The 25,649-nt window shown below is 65.5% G+C and carries 30 protein-coding genes, 1 tRNA gene and 1 pseudogene; 13 read left to right on the top strand and 19 right to left on the bottom strand.

Going from position 1 to position 25,649, the window contains the following annotated elements; translation table 11 throughout:
* Window positions 1-133: 133 nt before the first annotated feature.
* The 5 genes from AS93_RS0114100 to AS93_RS0114080 all read left to right on the top strand — a co-directional run bounded on the left by AS93_RS0114100 (window position 134) and on the right by AS93_RS0114080 (window position 4,683).
* The gene (locus AS93_RS0114100) at window positions 134-1,078 is read left to right on the top strand and encodes a ribose-phosphate pyrophosphokinase (RefSeq protein WP_027591208.1); all 945 of its coding nucleotides are present in this window, start codon (window positions 134-136) and stop codon (window positions 1,076-1,078) included.
* A gap of 118 nt (window positions 1,079-1,196) precedes the next feature.
* Entirely contained in the window at window positions 1,197-1,778 is a 582-nt protein-coding gene (locus AS93_RS0114095; protein ID WP_027591207.1) for a 50S ribosomal protein L25/general stress protein Ctc, read from the top strand.
* A 55-nt stretch (window positions 1,779-1,833) separates the two neighbouring features.
* Window positions 1,834-2,418, top strand: coding sequence for an aminoacyl-tRNA hydrolase (gene pth, locus AS93_RS0114090; RefSeq protein ID WP_027591206.1), 585 nt, complete (start codon window positions 1,834-1,836; stop codon window positions 2,416-2,418).
* A gap of 33 nt (window positions 2,419-2,451) precedes the next feature.
* Window positions 2,452-3,552, top strand: a complete 1,101-nt coding sequence (gene ychF / locus AS93_RS0114085) for a redox-regulated ATPase YchF (protein ID WP_027591205.1) — start codon at window positions 2,452-2,454, stop codon at window positions 3,550-3,552.
* Between the two features lie 258 nt (window positions 3,553-3,810).
* Window positions 3,811-4,683 carry a transporter gene (locus AS93_RS0114080; RefSeq protein ID WP_234702652.1) on the top strand — a complete coding sequence of 291 codons (873 nt, stop codon included), beginning with the start codon at window positions 3,811-3,813 and terminating at the stop codon, window positions 4,681-4,683.
* A gap of 97 nt (window positions 4,684-4,780) precedes the next feature.
* Here AS93_RS0114080 and AS93_RS0114075 read toward each other — a convergent pair whose 3' ends face one another.
* A complete protein-coding gene (locus AS93_RS0114075) occupies window positions 4,781-5,551 on the bottom strand; it encodes a class I SAM-dependent methyltransferase (protein ID WP_027591203.1) in 771 nt (256 codons plus the stop codon).
* 195 nt (window positions 5,552-5,746) lie between these two features.
* Complete coding sequence (locus AS93_RS0114070; RefSeq protein WP_027591202.1) at window positions 5,747-6,175, bottom strand: VOC family protein; 429 nt, start codon at window positions 6,173-6,175, stop codon at window positions 5,747-5,749.
* 144 nt (window positions 6,176-6,319) lie between these two features.
* Here AS93_RS0114070 and AS93_RS0114065 point away from each other — a divergent pair, with 144 nt between their 5' ends.
* Window positions 6,320-7,639 carry a DUF2254 domain-containing protein gene (locus AS93_RS0114065; RefSeq protein WP_027591201.1) on the top strand — a complete coding sequence of 440 codons (1,320 nt, stop codon included), beginning with the start codon at window positions 6,320-6,322 and terminating at the stop codon, window positions 7,637-7,639.
* On the opposite strand, the gene AS93_RS0114060 is transcribed toward AS93_RS0114065, so the two are convergent.
* Window positions 7,623-8,090, bottom strand: a complete 468-nt coding sequence (locus AS93_RS0114060; RefSeq protein WP_027591200.1) for a MaoC family dehydratase — start codon at window positions 8,088-8,090, stop codon at window positions 7,623-7,625. The two genes, AS93_RS0114065 and AS93_RS0114060, sit on opposite strands and share 17 nt — an antisense overlap.
* Before the next feature lie 171 nt (window positions 8,091-8,261).
* Window positions 8,262-8,900, bottom strand: a complete 639-nt coding sequence (locus AS93_RS0114055; protein ID WP_051587487.1) for an AraC family transcriptional regulator — start codon at window positions 8,898-8,900, stop codon at window positions 8,262-8,264.
* Window positions 8,901-9,237: 337 nt separating this feature from the next.
* Here AS93_RS0114055 and AS93_RS0114050 point away from each other — a divergent pair.
* Window positions 9,238-9,314: transfer RNA gene (locus AS93_RS0114050), tRNA-Met, on the top strand.
* 122 nt (window positions 9,315-9,436) lie between these two features.
* On the opposite strand, the gene AS93_RS20650 is transcribed toward AS93_RS0114050, so the two are convergent.
* Window positions 9,437-9,577 carry a hypothetical protein gene (locus AS93_RS20650; RefSeq protein ID WP_155956152.1) on the bottom strand — a complete coding sequence of 47 codons (141 nt, stop codon included), beginning with the start codon at window positions 9,575-9,577 and terminating at the stop codon, window positions 9,437-9,439.
* A gap of 143 nt (window positions 9,578-9,720) precedes the next feature.
* Entirely contained in the window at window positions 9,721-10,152 is a 432-nt protein-coding gene (locus AS93_RS19435; RefSeq protein ID WP_051587486.1) for a GNAT family N-acetyltransferase, read from the bottom strand.
* 120 nt (window positions 10,153-10,272) lie between these two features.
* Here AS93_RS19435 and AS93_RS19430 point away from each other — a divergent pair, with 120 nt between their 5' ends.
* Window positions 10,273-10,674: a hypothetical protein gene (locus AS93_RS19430; protein WP_051587485.1), complete on the top strand. Its 402-nt coding sequence runs from the start codon at window positions 10,273-10,275 to the stop codon at window positions 10,672-10,674.
* Between the two features lie 6 nt (window positions 10,675-10,680).
* Here AS93_RS19430 and AS93_RS0114030 read toward each other — a convergent pair whose 3' ends face one another.
* The 7 genes from AS93_RS0114030 to AS93_RS0114000 all read right to left on the bottom strand — a co-directional run bounded on the left by AS93_RS0114030 (window position 10,681) and on the right by AS93_RS0114000 (window position 16,488).
* Window positions 10,681-11,481 carry a TOBE domain-containing protein gene (locus AS93_RS0114030; protein WP_027591198.1) on the bottom strand — a complete coding sequence of 267 codons (801 nt, stop codon included), beginning with the start codon at window positions 11,479-11,481 and terminating at the stop codon, window positions 10,681-10,683.
* Window positions 11,478-12,194 carry an ATP-binding cassette domain-containing protein gene (locus tag AS93_RS0114025; RefSeq protein ID WP_027591197.1) on the bottom strand — a complete coding sequence of 239 codons (717 nt, stop codon included), beginning with the start codon at window positions 12,192-12,194 and terminating at the stop codon, window positions 11,478-11,480. The genes AS93_RS0114030 and AS93_RS0114025 overlap by 4 nt, the downstream gene beginning before the upstream one ends.
* Window positions 12,195-12,204: 10 nt before the next feature.
* The gene (gene modB, locus AS93_RS0114020) at window positions 12,205-12,876 is read right to left on the bottom strand and encodes a molybdate ABC transporter permease subunit (protein ID WP_027591196.1); all 672 of its coding nucleotides are present in this window, start codon (window positions 12,874-12,876) and stop codon (window positions 12,205-12,207) included.
* A gap of 1 nt (window position 12,877) precedes the next feature.
* Complete coding sequence (gene modA / locus AS93_RS0114015; RefSeq protein ID WP_027591195.1) at window positions 12,878-13,633, bottom strand: molybdate ABC transporter substrate-binding protein; 756 nt, start codon at window positions 13,631-13,633, stop codon at window positions 12,878-12,880.
* Window positions 13,634-13,725: 92 nt separating this feature from the next.
* Window positions 13,726-14,622: an EamA family transporter gene (locus tag AS93_RS0114010; protein ID WP_027591194.1), complete on the bottom strand. Its 897-nt coding sequence runs from the start codon at window positions 14,620-14,622 to the stop codon at window positions 13,726-13,728.
* A gap of 64 nt (window positions 14,623-14,686) precedes the next feature.
* Window positions 14,687-15,514 (bottom strand): protein-glutamate O-methyltransferase CheR, encoded by an 828-nt coding sequence (locus AS93_RS0114005; RefSeq protein ID WP_027591193.1) that lies wholly within the window; start codon window positions 15,512-15,514, stop codon window positions 14,687-14,689.
* Window positions 15,515-15,564: 50 nt separating this feature from the next.
* The gene (locus tag AS93_RS0114000) at window positions 15,565-16,488 is read right to left on the bottom strand and encodes a chemotaxis protein CheV (protein ID WP_027591192.1); all 924 of its coding nucleotides are present in this window, start codon (window positions 16,486-16,488) and stop codon (window positions 15,565-15,567) included.
* Between the two features lie 113 nt (window positions 16,489-16,601).
* On the opposite strand from AS93_RS0114000, the gene flgA reads away from it, so the two are divergent.
* The 4 genes from flgA to AS93_RS0113980 all read left to right on the top strand — a co-directional run bounded on the left by flgA (window position 16,602) and on the right by AS93_RS0113980 (window position 19,120).
* Entirely contained in the window at window positions 16,602-17,351 is a 750-nt protein-coding gene (gene flgA / locus AS93_RS0113995; RefSeq protein ID WP_027591191.1) for a flagellar basal body P-ring formation chaperone FlgA, read from the top strand.
* Window positions 17,352-17,484: 133 nt separating this feature from the next.
* Window positions 17,485-17,793 carry a flagellar biosynthesis anti-sigma factor FlgM gene (flgM, locus tag AS93_RS0113990; protein WP_027591190.1) on the top strand — a complete coding sequence of 103 codons (309 nt, stop codon included), beginning with the start codon at window positions 17,485-17,487 and terminating at the stop codon, window positions 17,791-17,793.
* Between the two features lie 46 nt (window positions 17,794-17,839).
* The gene (locus AS93_RS0113985; protein WP_027591189.1) at window positions 17,840-18,313 is read left to right on the top strand and encodes a flagellar protein FlgN; all 474 of its coding nucleotides are present in this window, start codon (window positions 17,840-17,842) and stop codon (window positions 18,311-18,313) included.
* Between the two features lie 51 nt (window positions 18,314-18,364).
* On the top strand, window positions 18,365-19,120 hold the full coding sequence (locus AS93_RS0113980) for a flagellar brake protein (protein WP_027591188.1): 756 nt from the start codon (window positions 18,365-18,367) through the stop codon (window positions 19,118-19,120).
* Window positions 19,121-19,141: 21 nt separating this feature from the next.
* Here AS93_RS0113980 and AS93_RS0113975 read toward each other — a convergent pair whose 3' ends face one another.
* On the bottom strand, window positions 19,142-20,485 hold the full coding sequence (locus tag AS93_RS0113975) for a glutamine synthetase family protein (protein WP_027591187.1): 1,344 nt from the start codon (window positions 20,483-20,485) through the stop codon (window positions 19,142-19,144).
* A 196-nt stretch (window positions 20,486-20,681) separates the two neighbouring features.
* Between AS93_RS0113975 and AS93_RS0113970 the strand changes: the two genes are divergently transcribed.
* The gene (locus AS93_RS0113970) at window positions 20,682-21,182 is read left to right on the top strand and encodes a hypothetical protein (RefSeq protein WP_027591186.1); all 501 of its coding nucleotides are present in this window, start codon (window positions 20,682-20,684) and stop codon (window positions 21,180-21,182) included.
* Between the two features lie 41 nt (window positions 21,183-21,223).
* Here AS93_RS0113970 and AS93_RS0113965 read toward each other — a convergent pair whose 3' ends face one another.
* From AS93_RS0113965 to AS93_RS21140, 5 genes and pseudogenes are all read right to left on the bottom strand, one after another.
* A complete protein-coding gene (locus AS93_RS0113965) occupies window positions 21,224-22,279 on the bottom strand; it encodes a M48 family metallopeptidase (RefSeq protein ID WP_027591185.1) in 1,056 nt (351 codons plus the stop codon).
* On the bottom strand, window positions 22,276-23,313 hold the full coding sequence (locus AS93_RS0113960; protein WP_027591184.1) for a YjgN family protein: 1,038 nt from the start codon (window positions 23,311-23,313) through the stop codon (window positions 22,276-22,278). The genes AS93_RS0113965 and AS93_RS0113960 overlap by 4 nt, the downstream gene beginning before the upstream one ends.
* A gap of 156 nt (window positions 23,314-23,469) precedes the next feature.
* Window positions 23,470-23,985, bottom strand: a complete 516-nt coding sequence (gene cobU, locus AS93_RS0113955; RefSeq protein WP_027591183.1) for a bifunctional adenosylcobinamide kinase/adenosylcobinamide-phosphate guanylyltransferase — start codon at window positions 23,983-23,985, stop codon at window positions 23,470-23,472.
* A gap of 89 nt (window positions 23,986-24,074) precedes the next feature.
* Window positions 24,075-25,535, bottom strand: coding sequence for a cobyric acid synthase (locus AS93_RS0113950; protein WP_027591182.1), 1,461 nt, complete (start codon window positions 25,533-25,535; stop codon window positions 24,075-24,077).
* Window positions 25,523-25,649: pseudogene (locus AS93_RS21140) on the bottom strand (threonine-phosphate decarboxylase); the annotation flags it as partial. The pseudogene AS93_RS21140 and the gene AS93_RS0113950, both read right to left, overlap by 13 nt.

Below are 25,649 nucleotides of genomic sequence, written 5' to 3'. Positions count from 1 at the left end.
GCAGCAGGTTTTGATCCTGCCATGCGTTGGTTCGAATCCAGCCGCCCCTGCCATATTCCAGAGCTGTTCAAAAAGCACGCCTTTTTGAACGGCTTTTCAATTTCATCGGACCCAATCCAGGCAGGTACTGCGCGTGTCCAAGATGATGGTCTTCACGGGGAACGCCAACCCCGATCTGGCGCGTCGCGTCGTTCAGCAATTGCACATCCCGCTCGGCGACGTTGCCGTAGGCAAGTTCTCCGACGGCGAGATCAGCGTTGAAATCAATGAAAATGTTCGCGGCAAGGACGTCTTCCTGATTCAGCCGACCTGTGCGCCCACCAATGACAACCTGATGGAGCTGGTGGTAATGGCCGACGCCTTCCGCCGCTCCTCCGCGTCGCGCATCACCGCCGTGATCCCCTACTTCGGCTATGCCCGTCAGGATCGCCGCCCCCGCTCCGCCCGCGTGGCGATCAGCGCAAAGGTGGTGGCCGACATGCTGGCCAACGTCGGCGTCAACCGTGTGCTCACCGTTGACCTGCACGCCGACCAGATCCAGGGCTTCTTCGATATCCCCGTGGACAACATCTACGGCTCGCCCACCCTGGTGGACGATATCGAAGACCAGCGCTTCGAGAACCTGCTGATCGTGTCCCCGGATATCGGTGGCGTGGTGCGTGCGCGCGCCGTGGCCAAGAGCCTGGGTGTGGACCTGGCGATCATCGACAAGCGTCGCCCCAAGGCCAACGTATCCGAAGTCATGCACATCATCGGCGATGTCGAAGGCCGCACCTGCGTGCTGGTCGACGACATGGTCGATACCGCCGGCACCCTGTGCCTGGCCGCCAAGGCCCTCAAGGACCACGGCGCCGAACGCGTCTATGCCTATTGCACCCACCCCGTGCTGTCCGGCCGCGCCATCGAGAACATCGAAGGCTCCGCGCTCGACGAAGTGGTGGTCACCAACACCATCCCGCTGTCCCCGGCTGCGCAGGCCTGCCCGCGCATTCGCCAGCTGGACATCGCCCCGGTGGTCGCCGAAGCGGTACGCCGCATCAGCAACGAAGAATCGATCAGCGCAATGTTTCGCAGCTGACGGCCCTGCCGCCAGCTATCGCGCTGAACACAAACGCCCCGCCTGACGCGGGGCTTTTCCGAGTCGCCCAAACGCTGGTCGCAAGCGTGCGGGCGACACGTATATCTGGAGATACAACATGACCAAGATCACCCTGAATGCCGAAGCGCGTTCCGACCTGGGGAAAGGTGCGAGCCGCCGCCTGCGTCGTAACGCCAACCTGGTTCCCGCCGTTGTCTACGGCGGCGACAAGGCTCCGCAATCCATCAGCCTGCTGGCCAAGGACTTCGCCAAGGCGCTGGAAAACGAAGCCACCTTCAGCAGCGTCATCAGCCTGACCATCGACGGCAAGGCCGAAGACGTGGTCATCAAGGCCCTGCAGCGTCACCCGGCCAAGAGCTTCGTGCTGCACGCCGACTTCGTGCGCGTCGTTGCCGGCCAGAAGATGACCACCACCGTTCCCCTGCACTTCATCAACGCCGAAAACTCGGTGGGCGTGAAGCAGCAAGGCGGCGAAGTGTCCCACGTGATCAGCGAAGTGGAAGTGTCCTGCGAAGCCAAGGATCTGCCGGAGTTCATCGAAGTTGACCTGAGCAACGTCGAAGTCGGCCAGATTCTGCACCTGTCCGACCTGAAGCTGCCGAAGGGCGTTCAACTGGTGGCCCTGGCCCACGGCAACAACCTGGCCGTGGCCAACATCCACGCCTCGCGCGCCGAGTAATGCAACTGGCGCTGCCGCGCGTTGCGCGGCAGCCGCTTAAGGAAGGGCCCCTGACGTGACTGCCGTACAACTGATCGTCGGCCTGGGTAATCCAGGCCCCGAATACGACCAGACCCGGCATAACGCAGGGGCCCTTTTCGTTGAGCGCCTTGCCGACGCCAAGGGCGTGCGCCTGGTTCTCGACAAGAAGTATTTCGGCCTGGTGGGCAAGTTCACCCATCAGGGTCAGGACGTTCGTCTGCTCATCCCCACCACCTACATGAACCGCAGCGGACAGGCCGTCGCCGCGCTGGCCCGGTTCTACCGCATCGAGCCCGATGCGATCCTGGTGGCCCACGACGAACTCGACATGCCCCCCGGCGTCGCGAAGCTCAAGAAAGGCGGCGGACACGGCGGGCACAACGGACTGCGCGACATCATCGCCCAGCTCGGCAACAACAACGGTTTTCATCGTCTGCGCCTGGGCATCGGCCATCCCGGCCACGCCAGCCTGGTGTCCGGCTTCGTGCTCAGCCGCGCGCCGCGCAGCGAGCAGGAGCTGCTGGACAAGAGCATCGACCACGCCCTGGGCGTTGTTCCAGAGATCCTGGCTGGCGACTGGACCAAGGCCATGCAGACGCTGCACAGCCAGAAAGCCTGATCACTCCCCTTTTCGATTCGCGAGGGATACACCATGGGATTCAATTGCGGCATCGTCGGCCTGCCCAACGTCGGCAAGTCCACCCTGTTCAACGCCCTGACCAAGTCCGGCATCGCCGCGGAGAACTTCCCGTTCTGCACCATCGAGCCCAACAGCGGCATCGTGCCGATGCCCGATGCCCGCCTGGATGCCCTGGCGGCGATCGTCAAGCCCGAGCGCGTGCTGCCGACCACCATGGAATTCGTCGACATCGCCGGTCTGGTCGCCGGCGCCTCCAAGGGTGAGGGCCTGGGCAACAAGTTCCTGGCCAACATCCGCGAGACCGACGCCATCGCCCACGTGGTGCGCTGCTTCGAGGATGAGAACGTCATCCACGTGGCCAACAGCGTGGATCCCAAGCGCGACATCGAGATCATCGACCTGGAACTGATCTTCGCCGACCTGGACAGCTGCGAGAAGCAACTGCAGAAGGTCGCCCGCAACGCCAAGGGCGGCGACAAGGAAGCCCTGGCGCAGAAGGCCATCCTGGAAAAGCTCATCCCGCACTTCAGCGAGGGCAAGCCGGCCCGCAGCCTGATGAAGCACATGGACGACGAGCAGAAGCGCATCGTTCGCGGCTTCCACCTGCTGACCAGCAAGCCGGTGATGTACATCGCCAACGTCGCCGAGGACGGCTTCGAGAACAACCCGCACCTGGACGTGGTGAAGGCCATCGCCGAGGAAGAAGGCGCCATCGTGGTGCCGGTGTGCAACAAGATCGAGGCGGAAATCGCCGAGCTGGACGATGACGAGGAAAAGATGATGTTCCTCGAGTCCATGGGCATGGAGGAGCCGGGTCTGAACCGCGTGATCCGCGCCGGCTACCAGCTGCTCAACCTGCAGACCTACTTCACCGCCGGGGTGAAGGAAGTACGCGCCTGGACCGTCAAGGTCGGCGCCACCGCCCCGCAGGCCGCCGGCGTGATCCACACCGACTTCGAGAAGGGCTTCATCCGCGCCGAAGTCATCGCCTACGACGACTTCATCCAGTACAAGGGCGAGGCCGGCGCCAAGGAAGCCGGCAAATGGCGCCTGGAAGGCAAGGACTACATCGTCAAGGACGGCGACGTGATGCACTTCCGCTTCAACGTTTGAGGATTGCGCTGGCTCTCAGCGGACCTTGGTGGACACCGAACCCCTTGCAGTCATTGGCTGCAAGGGGTTTTTTCTTATGCACCTGCAAAATAGGCAGGTGGCAGAAAGCCGAGCCTGCCGTCAGGAGCAGTCATGCTACCGGCTGCTGTGGTGGTAGCGGCCAGGCGCATAGAGATGCTCTACATTCAAAAACAACGCTGAGGAAAATCTCAGGGCGTAGGAAGCAAGCGGATGAGATATCTACTATGCGCGTCGCTCATGTTAGTCGCCTACGGAGCAGAAGCAGAAGATCTCGAGCCCAGGTCTTACGCCAATACACCTGTCGGGATTAATTTCCTGCTCATGGGTTACAGCAAGACTGAGGGCAGCGTGACCGCCAACCCTTCGGTACCGCTCGAAGATGGCAAGATCGATATCGACACAATCGTGTTTGCCTATGCCAGATCCCTGGACGTGTGGGGTCGCTCCGGAAAGTTCGATATTGTTGTCCCCCAGGCAAAACTGCAGGGCACTGCTCTTTTTGACGGCGAGCCCGTAGAGCGCTATGTCACGGGACTTATCGATCCAAGGTTTCGCTTCTCGGTTAACCTATATGGCGCCCCAGCTCTGCCCCTGAATGAGTTCGCCCGGTATCAACAGGATTTGATTATTGGCGCCAGCCTGGCGATCACGGCGCCGCTGGGCCAATACGATTCGGACAGGCTCATAAACCTCGGCAACAATCGCTGGTCATTCAAACCCGAGCTGGGGATTTCCAAGCGTCTGGGCGCATTAACACTGGAATTGTCTGGCGCAGGAACTTTTTTCACCGACAATGATGATTTCCTCGGAAATCGCACGGTTTCTCAGGACCCTATTTATCAAGTCCAAGGTCATATTATCTATTCCTTCAGCAATGGTATTTGGGCAGCACTGGACATGACCTATTTCGCGGGTGGAAGTACCTCAATCGACGGGGCCAGCAACCGCGACTTTCAGGAAAATACACGCTACGGTGGCACGCTCACGCTGCCGTTGAGTCGGAACCATTCGCTGAAACTGTTCGCCAGTAATGGCGCTTTTACCCGTACGGGCAGTCAATACGATGCCGTAGGCATTGTTTGGCAATATCGTTTCGGCGGAGGACTTTGACACACTGAAAACGGTGCAAAGCCCCCCATGAAACAGCCGCAAGAAAGTCGCTGGTTACGGCCGAGACAAGTTGACGGTCATGGCCATCGTGGCAACCTCAAAACGCCGCGCGCCTCGCCTCGAAGCTGATTATCGTCTGGCCCTCAAGCGGTCCCTGGCCGTGCTGGTAGTTGCCCGAAATCTCAATATCCACAAAGCCCGCAGCACGCAGCGCAAGAGCGAACTCCTCAACGCCCCACCAGCGCAGCTTGAACAGATCGAGCTCAGTTCGTAGCAAGCGGCCATCACGCCAGTGCTCGTAGCGAAGGTGGGAAAGGGTCGTCTGGGCGAGATAGCGAGTCTCAACCCGCTGATCGGTCAACGTCAGCAGATCGCCTTCTTCAGTCACCCAGGTTCGAACAGATGTAGAGGCTGCTGAGGGTTCGAGAAAGCTGCATATCGGGTCAAGATCGATGATCAAACGACCGCTGGGTGCGAGGTGATAATGCAATCGCTCCAGCACAGAAGTGGCTGAAGCGCTTTCGGTAAGCAATTGAAACGACCCTGCCGGGATGATGATGGCGCCAAAGCGCTTGTCGTAGGAGAAGTTCTCAAATGTCTGCCGGGTCAACGCCGCCGGTAGATCTCGCTTGCGGCACGCTGCATCGCAATAACCGAGCATCTCACTGGAAGCATCGAAGCCCTCGATTGGGAAGCCAGCTTCCAGCAAGGGGACGTAAATGCGCCCGTTGCCGACGGCAGGCTCCAGAATAGGGCCATCGCATTGTTCGAGGCGATGGCGATAAAACTCCAGGTCACCGAATGACCGACCTACCGGCTTGTCCAGGTTGTAAACCCAGGAGGCGAGTTTTCCATATCGGTTGTACATTGCATGCCTGCAAGGATGAGAGGGTAGCGGCATTGTCGGCGAGCTCGCGCCACCAGGCCAGAGCGGTCTGCACGGTGGAATAAGCAGGTTGGACAACAGCCCCATTGCGTTGACTGAGGCGAACGGATGGCGCACTGCCCTGTCCACCCGGCGTCCTCTGCCTAGTGCCGGGTGAAGTGAGGGCGGCCACCTTCTTCAGAACGAGATCAGCACCGACTCCGCGCTGCGCTGCGCCGGCCCGTGGTACACGGCTTCGATGTTGTTGCCGTCGGGGTCGAGGACGAAGGCGGCGTAGTAACCCAGGTGGTACTCGCGCTCGCCGGGCGCCCCGTTGTCGGTGCCACCGCTGGCCAGGGCGGCCTTGTGGAAGGCATCGACCATGGTCGGACTCTTCGCCTGGAAGGCCAGGTGATGGCGCCCAGTCAGTTGCCCCAGCGCCGCCGGGCTGTCGGCCGTCGAGACGAACAGCTCGTCGATCCAGAAGTAGCCCTCCCCCACCCCTCCCATGGGAATCTCCAGGGCGGCGCAGACGGCCTGGTAGAACACCTGGCTGGCGGGCAGGTCCCTCACCACCAGTTGGATATGGTCGATCAACCGCCCGCGATGCAGCTCCTGCGTTTCCATCTCGCTCTCCTCGTGTAGGTTCCTACAGACTTTCCTTTGATCGCAGCGCAAGGGGAAATTCCAGGCTGCCGGGTCGTCCCCCTGCGGAACACCGTCGCGCTTGCACACTCCGATGCAGTGGATTCTCAGAGTACGGTCTCCGGCGTGAAAGCACAGCTGTTCAGTTACTGGAACCGGATGCGCTCCAGCTTCTGGTTCCTGCCCATTCTCATGGCCTGCGCTGCGGTCGGGCTGGCACTCGCCACCACCGCCCTGGACCGTGGCGACACCCTTCGCGCCCTGCGTGCCGACGGCTGGCTGTTCACCGGCGGCGCCGAGGGCGCCAGCACGGTGCTGGGCACCATCGCCGGCTCGATGATCACCATCGTCGGCATCGTCTTTTCCATGACCCTGGTGACCCTGTCCCTCGCCTCGTCCCAGTTCGGCCCGCGCCTGCTGCGCAACTTCATGCGCGACACCACCTACCAACTGGTGCTGGGCATCTTCGTGGCCACGTTCCTGTACTGCCTGCTGGTGCTGCGCACCATCCGCCACGCCGAGGGGGCGGAGGCCTTCGTACCGCACCTGTCCGTCACCCTCGGTGTGCTGCTGGCGGTTTTCAGCCTGGGCGTGCTGATCTACTTCATTCACCACGTCTCGGTCGCCATCCAGGCCAACGAAATCATCGCCCGCCTCAGCCAGGAGCTCTGCGCCGGTATCGAGCAGCTGTTTCCCGAACCCGCCGGCACTCCCGCCCCTAAATCGGCAGAACCCGCGGCGGAGAACGGCGTGCCGGTGCCGGCGCAGCACTCGGGCTACCTGCAGTTCATTGACCTGGAGGCGCTGCTGGCACTGGCCCGCCAGCACGACCTGGTCCTGCGCCTCGCCTGTCGCCCCGGCGAGCACCTGATCACGGGACAGCCGCTGCTGTGGGCTCAACCACCCAGCGCTGACGCGGCGTCACTGACCGATGCGGTCAATGCCGCGTTCGTGCTGGGCAATCAGCGTACCGCCGGGCAGGACCTGCTGTTCGTGGTCAATCAACTGGTGGAAATCGCGGTGCGCGCCCTGTCGCCGGGCATCAACGACCCGTTTACCGCCATGGCCTGCCTGGATCGGCTGGGGATCGGCCTGGTGCAGGTCGCCGGCCGGCAGCCACCAGCGCCACAGCGGCTGGACAGCGACGGAACGCTGCGGCTGATTGCCCCGCCGCTCACCTTTTGTGCCCTGGCCGATGCGGCATTCGACCCGATCCGGGAATACGGCTGTTCGAGTGTGGCGGTGAGCCTGAAACTGCTGGATACCCTCGCCGTGGTGGCCCCAGCCCTGCGCAGCCCGCAACAGCGGGACTGCCTCGCCAGACATGGGCGGCGCGTTGCCCGACGCGCCGGCGAGTGCCTGAACGACGAGGAAGATCGCCAGCAGGTGGCCAGGCGCTGTGACGATCTGCTGCGGCTGCTGGCGCGGGTCAGCGGGCCGGCATGAAGACGAAACGCGCCAGGGTGTCGGCCACGCAGCCGGGCTTGTCCTGCCCCTCGACTTCCACGGTCACGCGCACCGCCAGCTGCACGGCGTCGCCGATGCGTTCGGCCTTCTGCACCACGGCTTGGCCGCGCACCCGACTGCCCACCTTCACCGGCGCCGGGAAGCGCACCTTGTCACAGCCGTAGTTGACGCCCATGGCCAGGTTTTCCACCCGCATCAGCTGATTGATGAACAGGCTGGCCAGCGACAGCGTGAGGTAGCCGTGGGCGATGCAGCCTCCGAACGGCGTTCTGGCGGCGCGCTCGGGGTCGACATGGATCCACTGGTGATCCCCGGTGGCTTCGGCGAACAGGTTGACCCGCTCCTGGGTCATCTCCAGCCACTCGGTATGGCCCAGTTCCCGGCCCTCGGCGGCCAGCAGTTCGTCAATGTTGCGAAAGACAGCAGTCATGATGGTCTCCTTACACATGCTGACTGAGGTGCCCGGCAGAGAAAGAAAGGGAATGCCGGGCAGCCGCTACCCCGCCGGTTCTCTTGGAACCGGCAGGATAGAGCGCCGTAAGCCTAGATGGAGAAGGAGAAATGGCAACCTGCCGGCTTGGCTATCCGGCAGTCTGTCGCATCATGCTGCAAACATGCTCTTGGGCGTTTCGCCCAGGGCACGGCGGAACACCTGAATGAAGGCGCTGACGCTCTGATAGCCGACACGGGGAGCAACCTCGGCAACCGGTTCGCCGGCGGCCAACTGCTCCATGGCCAGCATCAGTCGCAGTTGCTGGCGCCATTGGGCGAAGCTCAGGCCGGTTTCCTTCTGGAAGCGACGGGTCAGCGTCCGGCGCGGCATACCGATGATCTCGACCCAGTCATCCAGATCGGCATCGCTGTCCGGTTTGTCGAACAACCCCTGGGTGATCTGGCGCAGCCGCTCATCCTGTGGAACCGGGAGGAACAGGTCCTGCGCCGGCTTGCGGGCGAAGGCGTCGGCGAAGACCTGCAGATAGATGGTGTTCAGGCTCGGATCCAGAGGCATCTCGTCCAGCAGCGACACCAGCAGCTGGCTCTGGCGAATCACCCGGGGCTGCGCCGGCATTTGCCCACGGCTCCAGGCTTCCGCGAAGTTCAGCCGCAGCCCGCGCATGTCGCCATGGCTGACCGGCAGGTGCAGCTGCATGGGCGGCACCCAGGCCATGTAGCCCGGCGGCACCACCCACATGCCCTGGTCGGTGTGCAGAGTGACGACGCCGGCGCTGACCCTGAACAACCGCCCTTCCAGTTGGGCATGAAGCTTCGCTCCCTGATGGGTGCTGCGCGCAAGATGATGTACTTCCAATAGATCCATGATCCGGCCCGCTGAGAAAAAAACGCGCGAAATATACCACTGACAGGCCATCCCTTTGCCACCTCTGGCGATTCGCAACCCAGAGCGTTGAGCGAAGGCCGGCGCGCAATGGTATCAAAGTAATGGCCGGTGGCGTCAGCCACACGCCGGCCTGCGGGCGCTCACGCGCGCGCTCGCTAAGCACTTGAAAGCAACGAGATTTTTTTCAGGGAAAGGTGTTGACAGGCTTCCGCCCGATAGGAATAATGCGCGCCATTCCGGCTACATAGCTCAGTTGGTTAGAGCGCAGCATTCATAATGCTGATGTCCCAGGTTCAAGTCCCGGTGTAGCCACCATATTCAAGAAGCCCGCTTAACGCGGGCTTTCTTGTTTTTGTCTTCCGGCTGCAGCTGCCGGCACGATCCACCCGCTTCTCCCAGCCTCCTTGGCTGCCGTCCCTGGCAAACCCGATTCCGGTTCAGAAGATGAGCATCAGGATGCCGATCACCACGATCAGGCCGATCAGGAAGATGATGCCGATGGCGCTTGTCAGGAACTTGAGCATGTCAGTCCTCCGGAGCCGAGAGAAAGCCGCATCGCGTTTGCCCTCCGACTGCATGAATCGCTTGCCTGAGCACCTTTCTCCCGAGGGTCGAGCAGCCGTATCCAGTGGAGGGCAAATGGCGTGCAGGGTTCACCTGTGCTGCCCGGAGCGATGGTTTGAGCGTGCCGAAATGCCGCGCCTTCCGTGACGCGTTCCGCTCAGCTCGCAACGCGGCTCGACGCCTCGCCGTCATTCACCATCGCCAGCAGCGACTTGGTTCTTCCGTAGCGCTCCAGCCGCTTCGCCAGGTCCTCGGGCAGTGCCGTACACGCCTGATACCCCCGGCCCCGATAGAAACCCTCCAGTTCGGGATGGCAGAACAGCCAGATCGGCCCCGCCGTGTCGGCCCGCACCCGAGCCAATAGCGCGGCTGCCACGCCGCGCTGCCGGGCCTGCGGGGCGACCAGCAGACTGGTCAGCCAATGGCCGGCGGCAACCGGCGTCAGGCAGACGCCGGCGATGATTTCCTGCTCGCGGGCGACCCAGGCGCCCTCCGCCCGGGCAACGCGCATGTGGCTGCGCTGCGCCCGGTAGAACTTGTCGAGGAGCGGGAATTGCAGCGCGGGCAATGAATCGATCCGGTACGTCATGGGGTCTCTCGTCAAATCAGCGTTTCAGCCGTGGCGGAGCAGAAAGCCCGACCGCGTCTCAGGCGTACGCAGGCAACTGCTCTAGAGTGCGACGCCATATCCAGTCCACGAGTACGCACCATGAAAAGAGCCGCGCTCATTTCCTGCCTGTCCGCCCTCCTGAGCAGCGCAGCCCTGGCCAACGAAGGATTCACGCAGCGGGCCTGCATGATCGAAGGCAACTTCAATCTGCTGGGTCAAACCCTCTACTCCAAGGACTGCATGCAGGCCGGACGAACGGAAACGGACGAAACCGCATTCCGTCGCTCCTGCAGCGAGCTGGCAAAGACCTCCGCCGCGCTGGGTGGCAACCCGGGAACCGTGACTTACATGGCGCAATGCGAGCTGCCGGCGCAGGGCATCTGCAAGAACTTCATGAAAAGCGGCCGGGACGCCTACTACTACGCGCGCACGACCGACGACCTCGATACCCTGCCCCAAGGCTGCAATGTCTGGGGCGGGCAATGGGCACCCGGCCGCTGAAGCACCTCAGGCCGGCAGCGCCAGGATCACACTGGACGCCTTGAAGATAGCCATCACCCGACGCCCCGGAGCCAGCTGCAGGGCGTCGCAGCTGGCCTGGGTGACCACCGCCGCCAGGTGCGCGCCGCCAGGCAGCTCCAGCACCACCTCGGCATTCACCGCCCCGGGCAGCACCCGGACCACCGTGCCGCTCAACTGGTTGCGCGCCGAGACGCGCACCGGCTCGTCGTCAGCCAGCAGGATCACCGACGAGGATTTCACCAGCGCGTAGACCTGCACGCCCGGCCGCAGGCCGAGGGACTCGCAGCTTTCGCGGGTCACGATGGCCACCAGCTGCTGGTCACCGGCGATGGCCAGCTCGACCTCGTCATTCACCGCGCCGGTCTGCACCCGGGTGACGGTGCCGAGAAACTGGTTGCGCGCACTGGTCTTCATGCTGATTCTCCGCAGCAGCAAATAATCGTCGGCCTGGCGGCCGAGTTGTTCGACGAAGCGTCGATGTTCCTCCTCGATGGCCCGGAAGTTCGCCACCAGTTGCGCGCCGCGGGACGTCAGGCGTGTGCCACCGCCTCCCTTGCCGCCGGCCAGGCGCTCGACCAGCGCTTCGCCGGCCAGGTTGTTCATGCTGTCGATGGCGTCCCAGGCCGCCTTGTAGCTCATGCCGATGGCCTTGGCCGCCTGGGAGATCGAGCCGCACTCGGCGATGCTGGCCAACAGCGCGATGCGCTGTTCGCCCCCGAAGCGCTCGCCGCCCACGGTCAGCCAGAGCGAGCCATGCAGCTCAAGGCTCTTGTCGTTCCCCGTCATGGCTGCTCCCTGTACTGAGCGGCATAGCCGGCCGCGGAATGCGTCCCGGCCTGTTCGATCAACCCCTCGCGCAGATACAGCACCTGGTCGCCGAACACCTCGGCGTCCTCCGGGTCGTGGGTGATCAGCAGCATCGGCACCCGCAGGCGTCGTTGCAGCTCGTCCAGCTCACGGCGCATGTGCGCGCGCAGCAACGGGTCGAGGGCGGAAAAGGGCTCGTCCAGCAGCAGCGCCCGGGGTTCGGCGACCAGCGCGCGGGCCAGCGCGGTGCGCTGGCGCTGCCCGCCGGACAGCTGCGCCGGCAGTTGCTCGGCCACCGCACGCAACTGGAAAGCATCCAGCCAGTGCTCGACGGCCGGCTCGCGGTTGCGCGGGCGCGGGTTGAGCAGTCCGCGCCGCAGACCGAAGGCGATGTTCTGGCGCACGTTGAGGTGCGGGAACAGCGCGTAGTCCTGGAACAGGTAGGCCACCTCGCGGCGCTGCGGTGGCAGGTCGATGCGCGCGGCCTGGTCGAACAGCGTGGCGCCACCCAGGCGGATGTGGCCCTGATCGGGACGCATCAGCCCGGCGATGGCCTTGAGCAGCAGGCTCTTGCCCGAGCCGGAGGGGCCGAGAATCACCAGCCGCTGGCTGTCGCTGCGCAGGCCGACCGCAAGGTCGAAGCGGCGTGCGCCGGCGCGCAGGGTCTTGCGGATATCGAGATCGAGCTGCACGGGCGATTCCTCAGCGATTGGCGATGCGTCCGGGGGCCAGGCGACCGGCAAGCAGCAGCACGCCGATGCACAGCGCCGAGGTGATCAGCACCAGCAGGTTGGCGGTGTCGTCCTGGCCGGCCTGCACGGCCTCATACACGGCGATGGACAGTGTCTGGGTCTTGCCGGGAATGCTGCCGGCGACCATCAGCGTGGCGCCGAACTCGCCCAGCGCGCGGGCGAAGGCCAGCAGCACGCCGGCCATGATGCCGCGCCAGGCCAGCGGCAGGGTGACACGGAAGAACACCCCCAGCTCGCGCACGCCAAGCACGCGCGCGGCCTGCTCCAGTTGGCCGTCCACCGCCTCGAAGGCGGCGCGCGCCGGCTTGAACACCAGCGGAAAGGCCACCACTGCGGCGGCGATCACCGCGCCCTGCCAGGTGAAGATCAGGTTGATGCCGAAGCTGTCGTGCAGCCAGGCGCCGAAGGTACTGCGTCGCCCCAGCAACACCAGCAGGTAGTAGCCGAGCACGGTGGGCGGCATGACCATCGGCAGGGTCAGCAGGGTGTCCAACAGGTCGCGACCGGGAAAGCGCCCGCGCGCCAGCAGATAGCCAACGGCCACGCCCAGCACCAGGCTGATGGCGGTGGCCCAGCCGGCAACTTTCAGCGACAGCGCCAGGGCGGCCCAGATCGCGTCCATGTCAGGGCACCTGGAAACCGTGGCGGGCCAGCAGCGCCTGGCCGGCCGGCGAGCGCAGGTAGGCGAGGAAGCGACGCGCCTCGTCCGCCTGGGCGGCATCGCGCGTCACGGCAATGGGGTAGCTGATGGTTGCCGCCAGCGGCACCGCGAAGGCCACCCGCACCGTGTCCGGCATCACCGCAGCGTCGGTGGCGTACACGAAACCGGCCTGCACTTCACCGCGCGCCACATAGTCCAGCGCCTGGCGCACGTTCTGGGTGTTGATCAGCCGGGACTGCAGCACCTCCCACAGCTGTTCGGACTCCAGCGCCTGGCGGCTGTAGCGGCCGACCGGCACGCTGGCCGGGTTGCCGATGGCGATGCGCTCGATGCCCGGCCGGGTGAGGTCGGCCAAGCGCGTCAGCGGCAGCACACTGTCGTGCGGCACGATCAGCACCAGGGCATTGCGGGCGAAGTCCTGGCGCGTGTCGCTGGCGATCAGCCCCTGCCGCTCGGCCCGGTCCATGGTTTCCTGGTCGGCGGAGGCGAACAGGTCGACCGGCGCGCCCTTGGCGATCTGCTGCAGCAGCGCCCCGGAGCCGCCGAAGTTCAGCTGCACCTTCACGTCCGTATGGGCGGCCTGGTAGTCGCGGGCAATCTCCCGGAAGGCGTTGGTCAGGCTGGAGGCGGCAGAGACGGTCAGCTCGGCGGCTTGCACGAGACCGCCGAGGCCGGCCAGCAGGATGCCGGCCATCAGCTGTTTCAGGAAAAGGCGCATACGGACTCTCCGGAGAAGTAATCGCTATATACCAGCGTATATAACGATACGTCGAGCCGCGCTGACTGAAGTCAAGAGCCCGAACCCTGGGCTCAGCGCCCCGGACGGGTCGCGAACAGCAGGCCACCGAAGATCAGCGCCCCACCGACCCAGTGGAATCCCTGCAAGGTTTCACCCAGCAACAGGTAGGCCAGCACCGCAGCGAACACCGGCATCGTGTACAGCGCCAGCGAGGCCTTGGCAGCGCCGAGGATCTTCACCCCCTGGTTCCAGGTGAGGTAGGCGATCAGCGAGGCCGGGATGGCGGTGTAGAGGATGGCGCCCAGCGTGCGCCCGTTCAGCTCGAAACCGCCCAGCTGGCTGAATTCCAGCAGATAGAACGGCAGGATCACCGGCACGCCGATCAACACGAACGCACCCAGCAGGGCCAGCGGCGGCAGCGGCAGCCAGGGTGCCCACAGGCGCAGCAGCACGGTGTACAGCGCCCAGGCCAGCACCGCGAGGATCATCACCAGGTCACCGGGGTTGAAGGACAGGCCCAGCAGATTGGCCAGACTGGCCTGGCTGATCAGCACCAGCAGTCCGGCCACGGCGATGCCCATGCCCAGCCAGGCACGGCGCTTGGGCCATTCCTTGAGCAGCAGCCCGGCGAACAGGAAGGTGGCCAGCGGGATGCAGGTATTGAGCAGCGTGATGTTGATCGCCGTGGTGCTCTTGGCCGCCGTGTAGAGCAGCGAGTTGTAGGCCCCGATGCCCAGCGCGGCGATCACCGGCAGGCGCCAGCCCGCCTGGCGCAGGGTCGCACGGTGCTGCCACAACGTGCCGGCCACGAACGGCAGCAGGATGCATAGCGCCACCAGCCAGCGCCAGAACGACAGGGTCAGCGGCGGGATTTCCCCGGCGATTGCACGGCCGATCAGGGCGTTGCCCGCCCACAGCAGGCTGGAAAGCAGAAGACCAGCGGCGGCCCAGAGATGACGAGTAGGCATGGATATCACTGTGCAATGACGAGGCGCGCACCTTACGGAAGCGCGCCGCCGCTTGGCAAGGCGTCTATCGCGCCTTGTAGATGATGCCCGGGTTGCACTGCACCATCTGGTACAGGTCGGACAGCCCGTTGAGCGCCTCGGAAGCCCCGAGGAACAGGTAGCCGCCCGGCTTGAGGGTGGCATGGATACGGGTGAGGATGTCGCGCTTGATGTCGGCGGAGAAGTAGATCAGCACGTTGCGACAGAACACGATGTCGAACTTGCCCAACGCGGCATAGCTGTCCAGCAGGTTCAGCGCACGCAACTCGACCCGGTTGCGCACGGCGGGCTTGATCGACCACTGGCCCGGCGCCACCTGGTCGAAATAGCGCTCGCGACGCTCCGGCGACAGGCCGCGCGCCATGGCCAGGCCATCGTAGACACCTGCCCGACAGGCAGCCAGCATCGCCCCGGAAAGCTCGGTGGCGACGATCTGCGCGCCCATGCGCAACATGCCCGGGTTGGCCCGCTCGAATTCGTCGATGGTCATCGACAGCGAGTAGGGTTCCTGGCCCGAGGAACAGGCCGCCGACCAGATGCGCGGGCGCAGCGTGGGCGAGGCCTTGAGCAGCTCCGGCAGCACGCGGCTCTTGAGCACCTCGAAGGGGTAGCCATCGCGGAACCACAACGTTTCGTTGGTGGTCATCGCGTCCACCACTTCCTCGCGAAGTCCGCCACGCGGCTGTGCCTGGATGCGCTGCACCAGCTCGGTGAGCGTCTTGATGCCGCGCTGCTCCATCAACCGGTTGAGGCGACTGGACACCAGATACTGCTTGTTGCTGCCCAATTGAATGCCGCTGGTCTTTTCCAGGAAATCCCGGAACAGCTCGAAATCCAAATTACCTGAAGACACCTAACCCGCCTTAACCATAAATAAGTACGCCGAGCCTGAACGAACGGCCATCAGTCTCGTGCTTCGATTCGGGCGATCACCCGGTCGGCCAGCTCGTCGGGACGGAACTTGGAGAGAAAATCGTCCGCCCCCACCTTCTGCACCATGGCCTGGTTGAACACGCCGGAAAGCGAGGTGTGCAGCAGCACGTGCAAGCCCTGCATGCGCGGGTCCTGGCGAATCTCGGCGGTCAGAGTGTACCCGTCCATTTCCGGCATTTCGATATCGGAGATGACCATCAGCAGCTCGTCTTCCGGACGGCGTCCTTCGTCGGCCATCTTCTGCAGGAACTGCAGGGCCTGGCGCCCGTCGCACAGGGCGGTGACCTCCACGCCGACGCCCTCCAGGCAGCGCAGGATCTGCTTGCGCGCCACCGAAGAGTCATCCACCACCAGCACGTGCTTGCTGAGCGCGCGGGCCTGGATATCGGCGGACACCGGCTGCTCGATCTGCGTGCGACTGGGCACCGTCTCGGCGAGGATCTTCTCGACGTCGATGATCTCCACCAGCACGTTGTCTACGCGGGTCACCGCGGTCAGGTAGTGCTCGCGGCCGGTGCCCTTGGGCGGCTGATGGATCTCGTCCCAGTAGAGGTTGACGATGCGCTCCACCGAACGCACCAGGAAACCCAGCACGCGGGTGTTGTACTCGGCAATGATCACGAAACTGTTCTGGCGGTCGGCCAGCGGGCGCCGCCCGGTGGCCAGGGCCATGTCCAGGATCGGGATGGTGCCGCCACGAATGTTGGCCACGCCGCACACCACGCTGCTCGACTTGGGCATGTTGCTCAGGCGCGGGCAGGGCAGGATTTCCTTGACCTTGAAAACGTTGATGCCATACAGCTGCGAACCGTCCAGCCGGAACAGCAACAGTTCCAGACGATTCTGTCCGACCAGCTGAGTCCGTTGGTTTACCGAATCCAGTACACCGGCCATGCCGGACTCCTTCTTGAAAATGGGACCTGAACGCCGGGACGTCGCCCGGCCCGGCGCGCCTGTCGCAAGCCACGCCGACAAAGCGCCGGCACGTCCCTTGCTACTTCGCGAACATGATCCTGATAACGACAGTTTTCCGACGCCTGCGTGGCCTGGGCCTTGCCCTGGCGACCACGGCCGCCCTGCAAATCCCCGCCGTCGCCGGCGCGGCGGCGCAAACCTTACCTGAGCACCTTATCGGCGCCACCGAGGCATTTCTTGAGGAACAGGTAGCGAACTATTTGCAACGGGCCAGTATCGGCGGACGCTACGAGATCCAGGTCAACCGCCTCGACTCGCGCTTGCGCATGCCGGCCTGCGATCAGCCGCTGGTGGCCAGCCTGGAAAGCCCGGCCCAGCCGGTGGGCCGGGTCACCGTGCGCGTTGGCTGCCAGGGCAGTTCGACCTGGAGCCTGTTCGTGCCGGCGCAGGTGCGCCTGTTCCGCCAGGTGGTGGTTGCCCAGCGTCCGCTGGCGCGCGGCGCCATCCTCGAGGCCCAGGACATCGACTGGCGCGAGCGCGACGTGGGCACCCTCACCCAGGGCTACCTGACCGAGCCCGAGCAGGCCCTGGGCAGCAAGCTGACCCGCCCGGTGAGCATCGATCAGGTGCTCACCCCCAACCATCTGGAACGCGCGCCGGTGGTACGCAAGGGCGATCATGTGGTAATCAGTGCCGGCGGCGCGTCGCTGTCCGTGCGCATGCCCGGCGAAGCCCTCCAGGAAGGCGCCATCGGCGAGCAGGTGCGGGTCCGCAACCTGAGCTCGCAGCGCATCATCAAGGCGCGCATCAGCGGGCCGGGACAGGTGGTCGTGGACCTCTAGTCTCACACGCGACGCGCTCACCGTCAGAAACTGTGAGCCGAAACGCAAAAAGCCGACAACAGGCGTTAAAGTTCTGACGCGAACGGCCGAAACTAGTGGCAAGCGTCCACTGCTCCGTTCGAGGTAGCACATCATGGTTATCGATTTTCAGCGGCCGAACAGCGCCTCCGCGCCGGCCGGCATTACCCGCAGCAACCCTGCGCAGCCCACTGCCCCGATCAGCGAAACCGCCAGCGTCGCGCCTGCGGCCGAGAGCGGCGAATCCGTGCGTTTCAGCGCGGAAGTCCAGCATTTGCAGCAGATCACCGATCAGCTGCGCGAACAGCCCGAAGTCGACGCCGCGCGAGTCGAACGCCTGCGCCAGTCCATCGCCGACGGCAGCTACCAGGTGGACAGCCAGCGCCTGGCCGGCAAGCTGCTCGCCTTCGAATCGCAACGCTGACACGCCTCACCGGGAGTAGCGGACGCCACGTCTTCCTGAGGTGCTCATGCCCGTCGCCCAACTTCTGAACAGCTTCCGTGCGGATATCGAGCAGGCGCAACGCCTGCTCGAACTGCTGGAAAGCGAGCATCACGCACTCTGTCATTGCGAACTGGCCGTGCTGGAAAGCCTGCTGGGTGATAAGACCCGCCTGCTCGACGAGCTGGACCGGCAGCGTCACCAGCGCAGCGACCTGCTGCGCGCCAGCGGCCTGAGCGCCGATCGCGCCGGCCTGGAAACGCTGGCCGCCCGCTCCTCCGACGGCGAAGCGTTGCTGGAGGCCGCCACGCAACTCGCCGAGCTGCTGGACAGCTGCCAGGGGCTCAATCAGCGCAACGGCCGGTTGATCCAGAACGGCCAGACCAATGTCGAAGGACTGCTGATGGTGGTGCGTGGCAAAAACGACGCCGCAGGGCTGTACAATCGCCTCGGTCAAAGCGCCGCCAGCATCGCCCGTCAGCGTCCCCTTTCCCAGGCCTGACCCACCCCGTAGCACGGCGTCCCGCAGGATTGGTTTTGGAGTACGCGGACAGTGTCGAAATTCAACATCGAAGAAAAGCCTGACCAGGGGCCCGTCACCTACAGGGAGCCCATCGAAGTGGCCGGCCATCTGCGCACCCTGGCCACCCACAAGGAACGGGTCAACATCTCCTTCGATGAACTGCCGGTGACCCGCCACGGCTACACCGTGCTGCTGGCGGTGGACCGCGAACGCAAGTTGATGGCGCTCGACGAAGTGCTGCCCCTGGAAAGCGAACGCCACCTGCTTGACGGCCAGACCTTCTCCGCCGAGGGCTACCACGAAGGCGTGCGCATGGCCTGGACCAGTCGCAACTACCGGGTCAAGCGCGGCAGTCTCGAAGGGACGCCGTGCTTCTGGATCGACCTGCCCGACGAACTGGAGTACCACCAGCGCCGCGACGCCTACCGCGCACCGCTCAAGCGCACCCAGTCGCCCAACGTCAACCTGGCCGGCAGCAAGCTGTCGCCTTCGCTGGTGGGCAAGCTGCTGGACATCTCCGCCACCGGCTGCAAGGTGCAATTCCCCGGCAACCTCACCGATTACCTGCAGAGCGGCACCGTCTACGAACGCCTGAGCATCGCCCTGCCGGACGCCACTCTGGTGGTGGCCGTGGAGCTGCGCCACCTGTATTTCGACCGCAGCCGCGAATCCAGCATGGTCGGCTTGCGCTTCTACGAGATCAGCGGCTACGAACAGCGCCAGATCGAGCGCTACGTGTTCCAGTTGCAGCGCGAAAGCCGCCGTCTGGACTTCGAAGACGAGTAAAGCGCCACGCGGCGCTTTACCTCACACCCAGGGCGCCAGATGGCGCCTTTCCCACGGCGTGATCTCGTCGTAATAGCTGCCCAGCTCCATCAGCTTGGCCGCGGCATAGCCCTCAATGAAATCCGCCCCGCACAGCTCGCGCGCCAGCGCGCTGTGCCGCAGGCGCTCCAGCGCCGCCGACAGGGTGAACGGCAGCTGCAAGGCCGGCGGCGCCTCGAAGGCGCCCCGCGCCGGTGGCGTCGGCTCCAGACCCAGGCGCATGCCGCGCAGCCCCGCCGCCAGGCTGGCGGCGATCACCAGGTAGGGATTGGCGTCGGCGCCCGGCAAGCGGTTCTCCACCCTTCGCGCCGACGCCTCGCTGAGCGGAATGCGCAGCCCGGCGGCGCGGTTGTCGTAGCCCCAGCAGGCGTTGTTGGGCGAGGCGAAGGGATGGAACAGGCGCTGATAGGAATTCACATAGGGCGCGAACAGCAACGTGAGCTCACCCAGCGCGGCCTGCAAGCCGCCAATGAAATGCCGGAAGGCCGGGGTCTCGTTGCCCTCCTCGTCACTGAACAGGTTCGTACCATCGTCGCGGCGCACCACGCTCTGGTGCAGGTGCATGGAGCTGCCCGGCGTCTCGGCCAGCGGCTTGGCCATGCACACCGCGATCAGCCCGTGTCGCAGCGCGATCTCCCGCAGCAGGTGCTTGAACAGGAAGGTCTGGTCGGCCACCTGCAAGGCGTCGCCGTGCAGCAGGTTGATCTCGAACTGGCTGGCGCCCATCTCGTGCAGGAAGGTATCGCGCGGCAGCCCGAAGGCGCGCATGGCGGCGTACACCTCATCGAAATAGGCCTGCTGACTGTGGTTGGCGCCCACGCTGAACGCCGCCGCCGCGCCGGAAGGCCGGCCGTCCAGGCCGCACGGGGGCACGAACGGCCGCAATGGATCGGGATTGGGCTGGAACAGGAAGAACTCCAGTTCGCTGGCCACCACGGGGGACAGGCCCTCTGCGGCATAGTCATCCAGCACCCGACGCAACAGGCTGCGGCTGGACAGCGGGCAGGGCGTGCCGTCCGGTTCCTCGGCATCGCAGATCACCAGCGCGCGCGGCTGGGCGGTCCAGGGCAGGCGGTGCAGCTGGCTCAGGTCTGGCGCCAGCACCATGTCGCCATCGTCGCCGCCGTAGTAACGCGGCGGCGGGTAGTCGCCCATCACGCACTGGAACAGCACACCGCGCGCCATCTGCAGCCGCCGGCCTTCCAGGAAGCCTTCCGGGGTCATGACCTTGCCGCGCGGAACCCCATTAAGATCCGGGGTAACGCATTCCACGGCTTCGACACCCGCCAGGCGCGGGTCCAGGGAAACGGACAGGGAGGACGACATGAGCAGAAACTCGTCTGGCGCCAATCGGCGATGGGCTCACCATAGGCCGACGCCGGCCCGCGCGCCATGCACGCCGGCACAGCGGCCGGGCATTGCCGAATCGACCGATGGTGCACGGCCTGGCGTTTTCAGGGTCGAATCAATGCGTGCGGTTCGCCGTCGCATTGCTCAACCCACACCACACAGGTCGCTCGACATGAACAACATCCCTCAGGCCTTACTCTTGATCGCCGCGTCGCTGTCACCGGCCTGGGTCGCCGCCGCAGACCCGGTCCCTGCCCAGGACGCAGCTCCCCAGGCGCAGCAGCCAGCCGCGAACGCCCCGGACATTGGCGAGTTCGACAAACAGATGGACCGCATGCAGGAGAACCTGCAGAAAATGCAGGCCCAGATGGAGAAGATCCAGCAGACCCAGGACCCGAACGAGCGCCAGCGGCTCCTTCAGGAACACTGGAACACCCTGCACCAGAACATGCAGACGATGCGCGGAATGGGCGGCCCCGGAAGAATGGGCGGCCCCATGATGGGGCCCGGCCACCGGATGGGCTGGCAGGGATATTCGAACCTTACGCCCGAACAGCAGGCCCAGCGCCAGTACATGATGGACAGACGCCTGGAAATGCAGCAGCAGATGATGGACCAGATGATGCTGCACCAGCAGTACCGGGGTAATCCGCCCGCCCAGCCAGCGCAATGACCGGCGAGACCGGCCGGATTACCCCCGGCCGGAACGTCTCCTCAGAAATCGCCCAGCAGGCGCCGGCGCTCTGCGGTCGGCGGGTGGGTGGACAGGTAGCGCGTCCAGCCGCCCGCCTCCTGCGGGCAGGGTTCCTCGTCGGGCGGGCAAGTACGCGCGGCGCGCTCCAGGCGCGCCAGGATCTCGCCGAGACGCCGGGCGTCGATGCCCTGCTCGGCCAGCAGCTCGGCGGCGAAGCGGTCGGCCTCGTGCTCGAAGTCGCGGGAATAGCCGAGCTGGGTGAGCAGCACCGGGATGGCGGCGACCAGCGACGACACCGAGGACAGGTCCCCCGTCACGGTCATCACCACCAGGCCAAGGGCCGAACCCTGCAGCGCCTGGCGCAACCCATGGCGGCGCTCGACGTGGCCGATTTCGTGAGCCAGCACCGCCAGCAGTTCCTCGTCGTGCCCGGCCAGCGTCACCAACTGATCTGTGAACACCACCGTGCCCGACGGCAGGGCGAAGGCGTTGGCGCCGATCTGCTCGGCGGCCCTGCGGAATTCCAGGCGGATCGGCGCACCGTCACGCTGCAGCAGTGGTGCGAAGCGCTCGCGCAGGCGGGCCCGCTCATCCTCGGCCAGCTCGCTGGGAAACAGCACCTGCTGGTCGAGCACGTCCAGCACGCCCTGGCCCACCTGGCGGCTGACCGATTCGGGCAGCGCAAAGGCCACCCCCTCGGCCAGCGCCGGAATGCCGTAGCGCACCCCGCCCCAGACGAACAGCACCGTCACCAGCACACCGAGCAGCACGTAGCGCAGGCTGGATTCCAGCCGGTGCACCAGTCCGTGCCGCCGGCCGCTGCCGCTCAGCAGGCGATCGACAGCCGCGTTATCGGCCGTCTCGAAACTGCCGCCGTCGGCGAAGCGCAGCATGCGCGGGGTATTGCCCAGCCGCGAGCTGATCGCCACCGCATCCAGCGGCACGGGCCCGGCCAGCAGTTGATCGCCATCGCGTACCTGCACCGCGCCCTCCTCCACCAGCAGGAGAGCCGGGGTCGGACGGGACGAGCCCGCATAGTAGCTACCGAGGATCGGCGGGCTGGCCGGACCACTCACAGGCCGACGCCCACATCGAATAGCTCGCCCATCTCGCCGCCCAGCGACGAGACTTCCTGCTGACGCGCGGCAACGAAGCCTTCCAGGTCATCACCCGCCTGCAGGCTCATGTGCTCGGCTGCGTAGCGGGCGTTGCGCACCTTGGCCCACGGGTAGAACAGGCCGAGGGTCAGCACCAGGCCGAGCAGGTTGCCGAGCATCAGCAGCAGGTAGCTGCCCAGGTCATAGCGCGACTGCAGGCGATTGGCGCCCAGATGCAGGTTGCCGTAGGTCAGGTTGGTCAGGCGCACGCTGATGAAGGCGAACAGCACTAGGTAGGCCGCCGTCATCAGCACCGGCATCAGCAGTGGCACGGCGGTGCCCAGCAGCACGCCCAGCAGGCCGCCGATGATGGCGATGGCCAGCACCACCAGGAACGCCATGTAGAAGGGGCCGACGCCCACTTTCAGCTCGAAGCGCGTGGTGCCGAAGCGGCTGTTGTCGGCGATGAAGCGCTGCTGGCGATGCACGGCCAGCGGAATCAGCAGGCCCAGGGTCAGCGCGCCCAGCAGCGGCCAGACCACGAAGGCCATCGCCGCGCCACCGTAGGTGCCATCGAAGCCGAAACGCACTCCGCGCCAGGCGCTGTTGTGGTTACGGAAGCTCAGGCCGCGCACCAGCATCCACGGTAGCGCCAGCAGGAACAGCGCCAGCGCCACCAGGCCGAGGGTCACCGACACCTGGTTCGCCACGCTGTAGGCCACCAGGCAGGCGAAGGCGATCACGCGGCCCTTGAGGATCGCCACCGGATTGGCCAGGTACTCGAAGCTGCTGTCATCCAGCCGGGTGTTGCCGTAGAAGTAGCGCTGGGTGCGCACCTTGGCCCAGGCCGAATAGATGCCCAGGGTGACGATGGACAGCAGGATGTTGACGATCCAGATGCGGAAGAACTCGAATCCGTTGCCATTGAATTGAAAAGGCAGGTTGCGCGCCTGCCGGCGGGCGGTTGCGCCCTCGATCCGTGCGTCCTGCGGCGCTGCCACTGCGTCCGACATCTGTCGTTCTCCTTAGAAATCGTGGGTAGAGAAGCCCTTCGGGGCTGGGTACGCGGCCGGTCCGGCCGCGACGGGTATGCATCTTAGGGAGGATGCTGGCACTTTATAATCAGTGCTTGGTGTCTGACGGCCGGTTTTGCTGTCAGCGGCACATTTTCAGGGCCCTTTGAGCTCCATCGGCAGACCGGCCACCGTGAAGGTGACGCGCTGGCAGGCGGCGGCCAGCGCTTGGTGCAGCCAGCCGGCCTCGTCGACGTAGCGGCGGGTCAGTTCGCCCAGCGGCACCACGCCCAGGCCGGTTTCGTTGCTGACCAGGATGATCCGCCCCGGCAGCTCCGGCAGGGTTTCCAGCAACGCCTGGCGCTCGACGGCCAGGCGCGCAGGGTCGTCCAGCATCAGCAGGTTGGTGAGCCACAGGGTCAGGCAGTCGACCAGCAGGCAGCCGTCCGGCGCCGCCTGCTCGCGCAGCACCCGGGCCAGCGCCAGCGGCTCCTCCACCAACCCCCAGTGCGCCGGCCGGCGCGCGCGATGATGGGCGACGCGCGCGGCCATCTCGCCGTCCAGCGTCTGGCCGGTGGCGACGTAGGTCACGGCCAGGCCGCTGCCGGCGGCGCGCTGTTCGGCCAGCCGACTCTTGCCGGAGCGGGCGCCGCCGAGAATCAGTTCAAGCATCGTCAAGCCTCTCGATGGGTGAAATCCTGGGCTGGGTGGAAAACGACCGCAGGTCTTTTCCACCTTGAATTCCGGTTCGTTTCCTCACGCTACGCATGCCTCAACCCACACAGCGTCCGCAGCCGGTCGGTGTCCAGGTGCGCCTCGACCAGATCGGCCAGGCGCTCGATATCGCGCTCGCGCAGCGCCGGGTAATCCACCGCCTGCACCTGAGACAGCCCGGCCCAGCGCAGCAGCGCAGCACAGGCCGCCGGCTGCTCGAACAGGCCGTGCAGGTAGGTGGCCATGATCTGCCCGTCGGTGCTCAGCGCACCGTCCGGGCGGCCGTCGTCCAGCCGCACGGCCGGCCGCCGTAGCGCCGGACCGTGGCTGACCCCGGCATGGATTTCGTAGCCCGTGATTTCAGCCTGTTCCAGCGCCAGCACGCCGCGCACGTTGCGTAACTGCTTGTCCGCCTCCAGCACCGTGGCGAAGTCCAGCAGGCCGAAGCCGGCGCTGGAACCTGGCTCCCCTTCCAGGCCCAACGGGTCGTCGATGCGCGTGCCAAGCATCTGCAGGCCGCCGCAGATGCCCAGCAGCTTGCCGCCGTAGCGCAGGTGGCGCTGGATCGCCGCCTCCCAGCCGTGGGCGCGCAGGAACGCCAGGTCGGCGCGTACGCTCTTCGAGCCGGGCAGGATCATCAGGTCGGCCGGCGGGATCGGCTGGCCGGGACCGACGAAGCGCACGTCCACCTGCGGGTGCAGGCGCAGCGGGTCGACATCGGTGTGGTTGCTCAGGCGCGGCAGCGCCGGCACCACCACGCGCAGCGGCTCCTCGGCCTTGTCGGCCTGACGTGCGTCCACCGCGTCCTCGGCTTCCAGGTGCAGATCCATCAGGTACGGCAGCACGCCCAGCACCGGTTTGCCGGTATGCCGCGCCAGCCAGTCCAGGCCCGGTTGCAGCAGGCCGAGGTCGCCGCGAAAGCGGTTGATGACGAAGCCCTGCACGCGCGCCTGCTCGCTCGGCGAAAGCAGCGCCAGGGTGCCGACCAGATGGGCGAACACCCCGCCGCGGTCGATGTCGGCGACCAGGATCACCGGGCAGTCCACCGCCTCGGCGAACCCCATGTTGGCGATGTCGCCGGCGCGCAGGTTGATTTCCGCCGGCGAGCCCGCCCCCTCCACCAGCACCACCGGGTAGGCGTCGCACAGCCGGCGGTGTGACGCCAGCACCGCCTGGCGGGCGATGCGCTTGTAGTCGTGGTAGGCCACCGCGTGCATGTTGCCCACCGCGCGGCCGTGGATGATCACCTGCGCGCCCATGTCGGTGGTGGGCTTGAGCAGCACCGGGTTCATGTCGCTGTGCGGCGCCAGCCCACAGGCCTGGGCCTGCACCGCCTGGGCGCGGCCGATCTCGCCGCCGTCGACGGTCACCGCGCTGTTGAGCGCCATGTTCTGTGGCTTGAACGGCGCCACCGCCACGCCCTGGCGCGCCAGCCAACGGCACAATGCGGTCACGAGGGTGCTTTTGCCGGCATCGGACGTGGTGCCCTGCACCATCAGGGTGGGCATCGGGAGAACTCCTTCAAGGCGGTTTCGAGACGTTGCCAGCCGGGCTCGTCGGGCGGCAGGCCGAAACGCAGGCTGGCCGGTTGAGCGAAGTGGCGAACGAGAATGCCCCGCCGG

This window comes from Pseudomonas sp. RL (assembly GCF_000647775.1).
In the GTDB taxonomy this organism is placed as follows: domain Bacteria; phylum Pseudomonadota; class Gammaproteobacteria; order Pseudomonadales; family Pseudomonadaceae; genus Serpens; species Serpens flexibilis.
Note: the sequence above shows the minus strand (reverse complement) of the source record. Positions and strands in the feature narration are given on the sequence as shown.

Coding starts and splice junctions, on each gene's coding strand:
- AS93_RS0114095 (WP_027591207.1), top strand. CDS start 1,197: ATGACCAAGATCACCCTGAATGCCGAAGCGCGTTCCGACCTGGGGAAA.
- ychF (WP_027591205.1), top strand. CDS start 2,452: ATGGGATTCAATTGCGGCATCGTCGGCCTGCCCAACGTCGGCAAGTCC.
- AS93_RS0114080 (WP_234702652.1), top strand. CDS start 3,811: ATGTTAGTCGCCTACGGAGCAGAAGCAGAAGATCTCGAGCCCAGGTCT.
- AS93_RS0114075 (WP_027591203.1), bottom strand. CDS start 5,551: ATGTACAACCGATATGGAAAACTCGCCTCCTGGGTTTACAACCTGGAC.
- AS93_RS0114070 (WP_027591202.1), bottom strand. CDS start 6,175: ATGGAAACGCAGGAGCTGCATCGCGGGCGGTTGATCGACCATATCCAA.
- AS93_RS0114060 (WP_027591200.1), bottom strand. CDS start 8,090: ATGACTGCTGTCTTTCGCAACATTGACGAACTGCTGGCCGCCGAGGGC.
- AS93_RS20650 (WP_155956152.1), bottom strand. CDS start 9,577: ATGCAGTCGGAGGGCAAACGCGATGCGGCTTTCTCTCGGCTCCGGAGG.
- AS93_RS19435 (WP_051587486.1), bottom strand. CDS start 10,152: ATGACGTACCGGATCGATTCATTGCCCGCGCTGCAATTCCCGCTCCTC.
- AS93_RS19430 (WP_051587485.1), top strand. CDS start 10,273: ATGAAAAGAGCCGCGCTCATTTCCTGCCTGTCCGCCCTCCTGAGCAGC.
- AS93_RS0114030 (WP_027591198.1), bottom strand. CDS start 11,481: ATGACGGGGAACGACAAGAGCCTTGAGCTGCATGGCTCGCTCTGGCTG.
- modB (WP_027591196.1), bottom strand. CDS start 12,876: ATGGACGCGATCTGGGCCGCCCTGGCGCTGTCGCTGAAAGTTGCCGGC.
- modA (WP_027591195.1), bottom strand. CDS start 13,633: ATGCGCCTTTTCCTGAAACAGCTGATGGCCGGCATCCTGCTGGCCGGC.
- AS93_RS0114010 (WP_027591194.1), bottom strand. CDS start 14,622: ATGCCTACTCGTCATCTCTGGGCCGCCGCTGGTCTTCTGCTTTCCAGC.
- AS93_RS0114000 (WP_027591192.1), bottom strand. CDS start 16,488: ATGGCCGGTGTACTGGATTCGGTAAACCAACGGACTCAGCTGGTCGGA.
- flgA (WP_027591191.1), top strand. CDS start 16,602: ATGATCCTGATAACGACAGTTTTCCGACGCCTGCGTGGCCTGGGCCTT.
- flgM (WP_027591190.1), top strand. CDS start 17,485: ATGGTTATCGATTTTCAGCGGCCGAACAGCGCCTCCGCGCCGGCCGGC.
- AS93_RS0113985 (WP_027591189.1), top strand. CDS start 17,840: ATGCCCGTCGCCCAACTTCTGAACAGCTTCCGTGCGGATATCGAGCAG.
- AS93_RS0113975 (WP_027591187.1), bottom strand. CDS start 20,485: ATGTCGTCCTCCCTGTCCGTTTCCCTGGACCCGCGCCTGGCGGGTGTC.
- AS93_RS0113970 (WP_027591186.1), top strand. CDS start 20,682: ATGAACAACATCCCTCAGGCCTTACTCTTGATCGCCGCGTCGCTGTCA.
- AS93_RS0113960 (WP_027591184.1), bottom strand. CDS start 23,313: ATGTCGGACGCAGTGGCAGCGCCGCAGGACGCACGGATCGAGGGCGCA.
- cobU (WP_027591183.1), bottom strand. CDS start 23,985: ATGCTTGAACTGATTCTCGGCGGCGCCCGCTCCGGCAAGAGTCGGCTG.
- AS93_RS0113950 (WP_027591182.1), bottom strand. CDS start 25,535: ATGCCCACCCTGATGGTGCAGGGCACCACGTCCGATGCCGGCAAAAGC.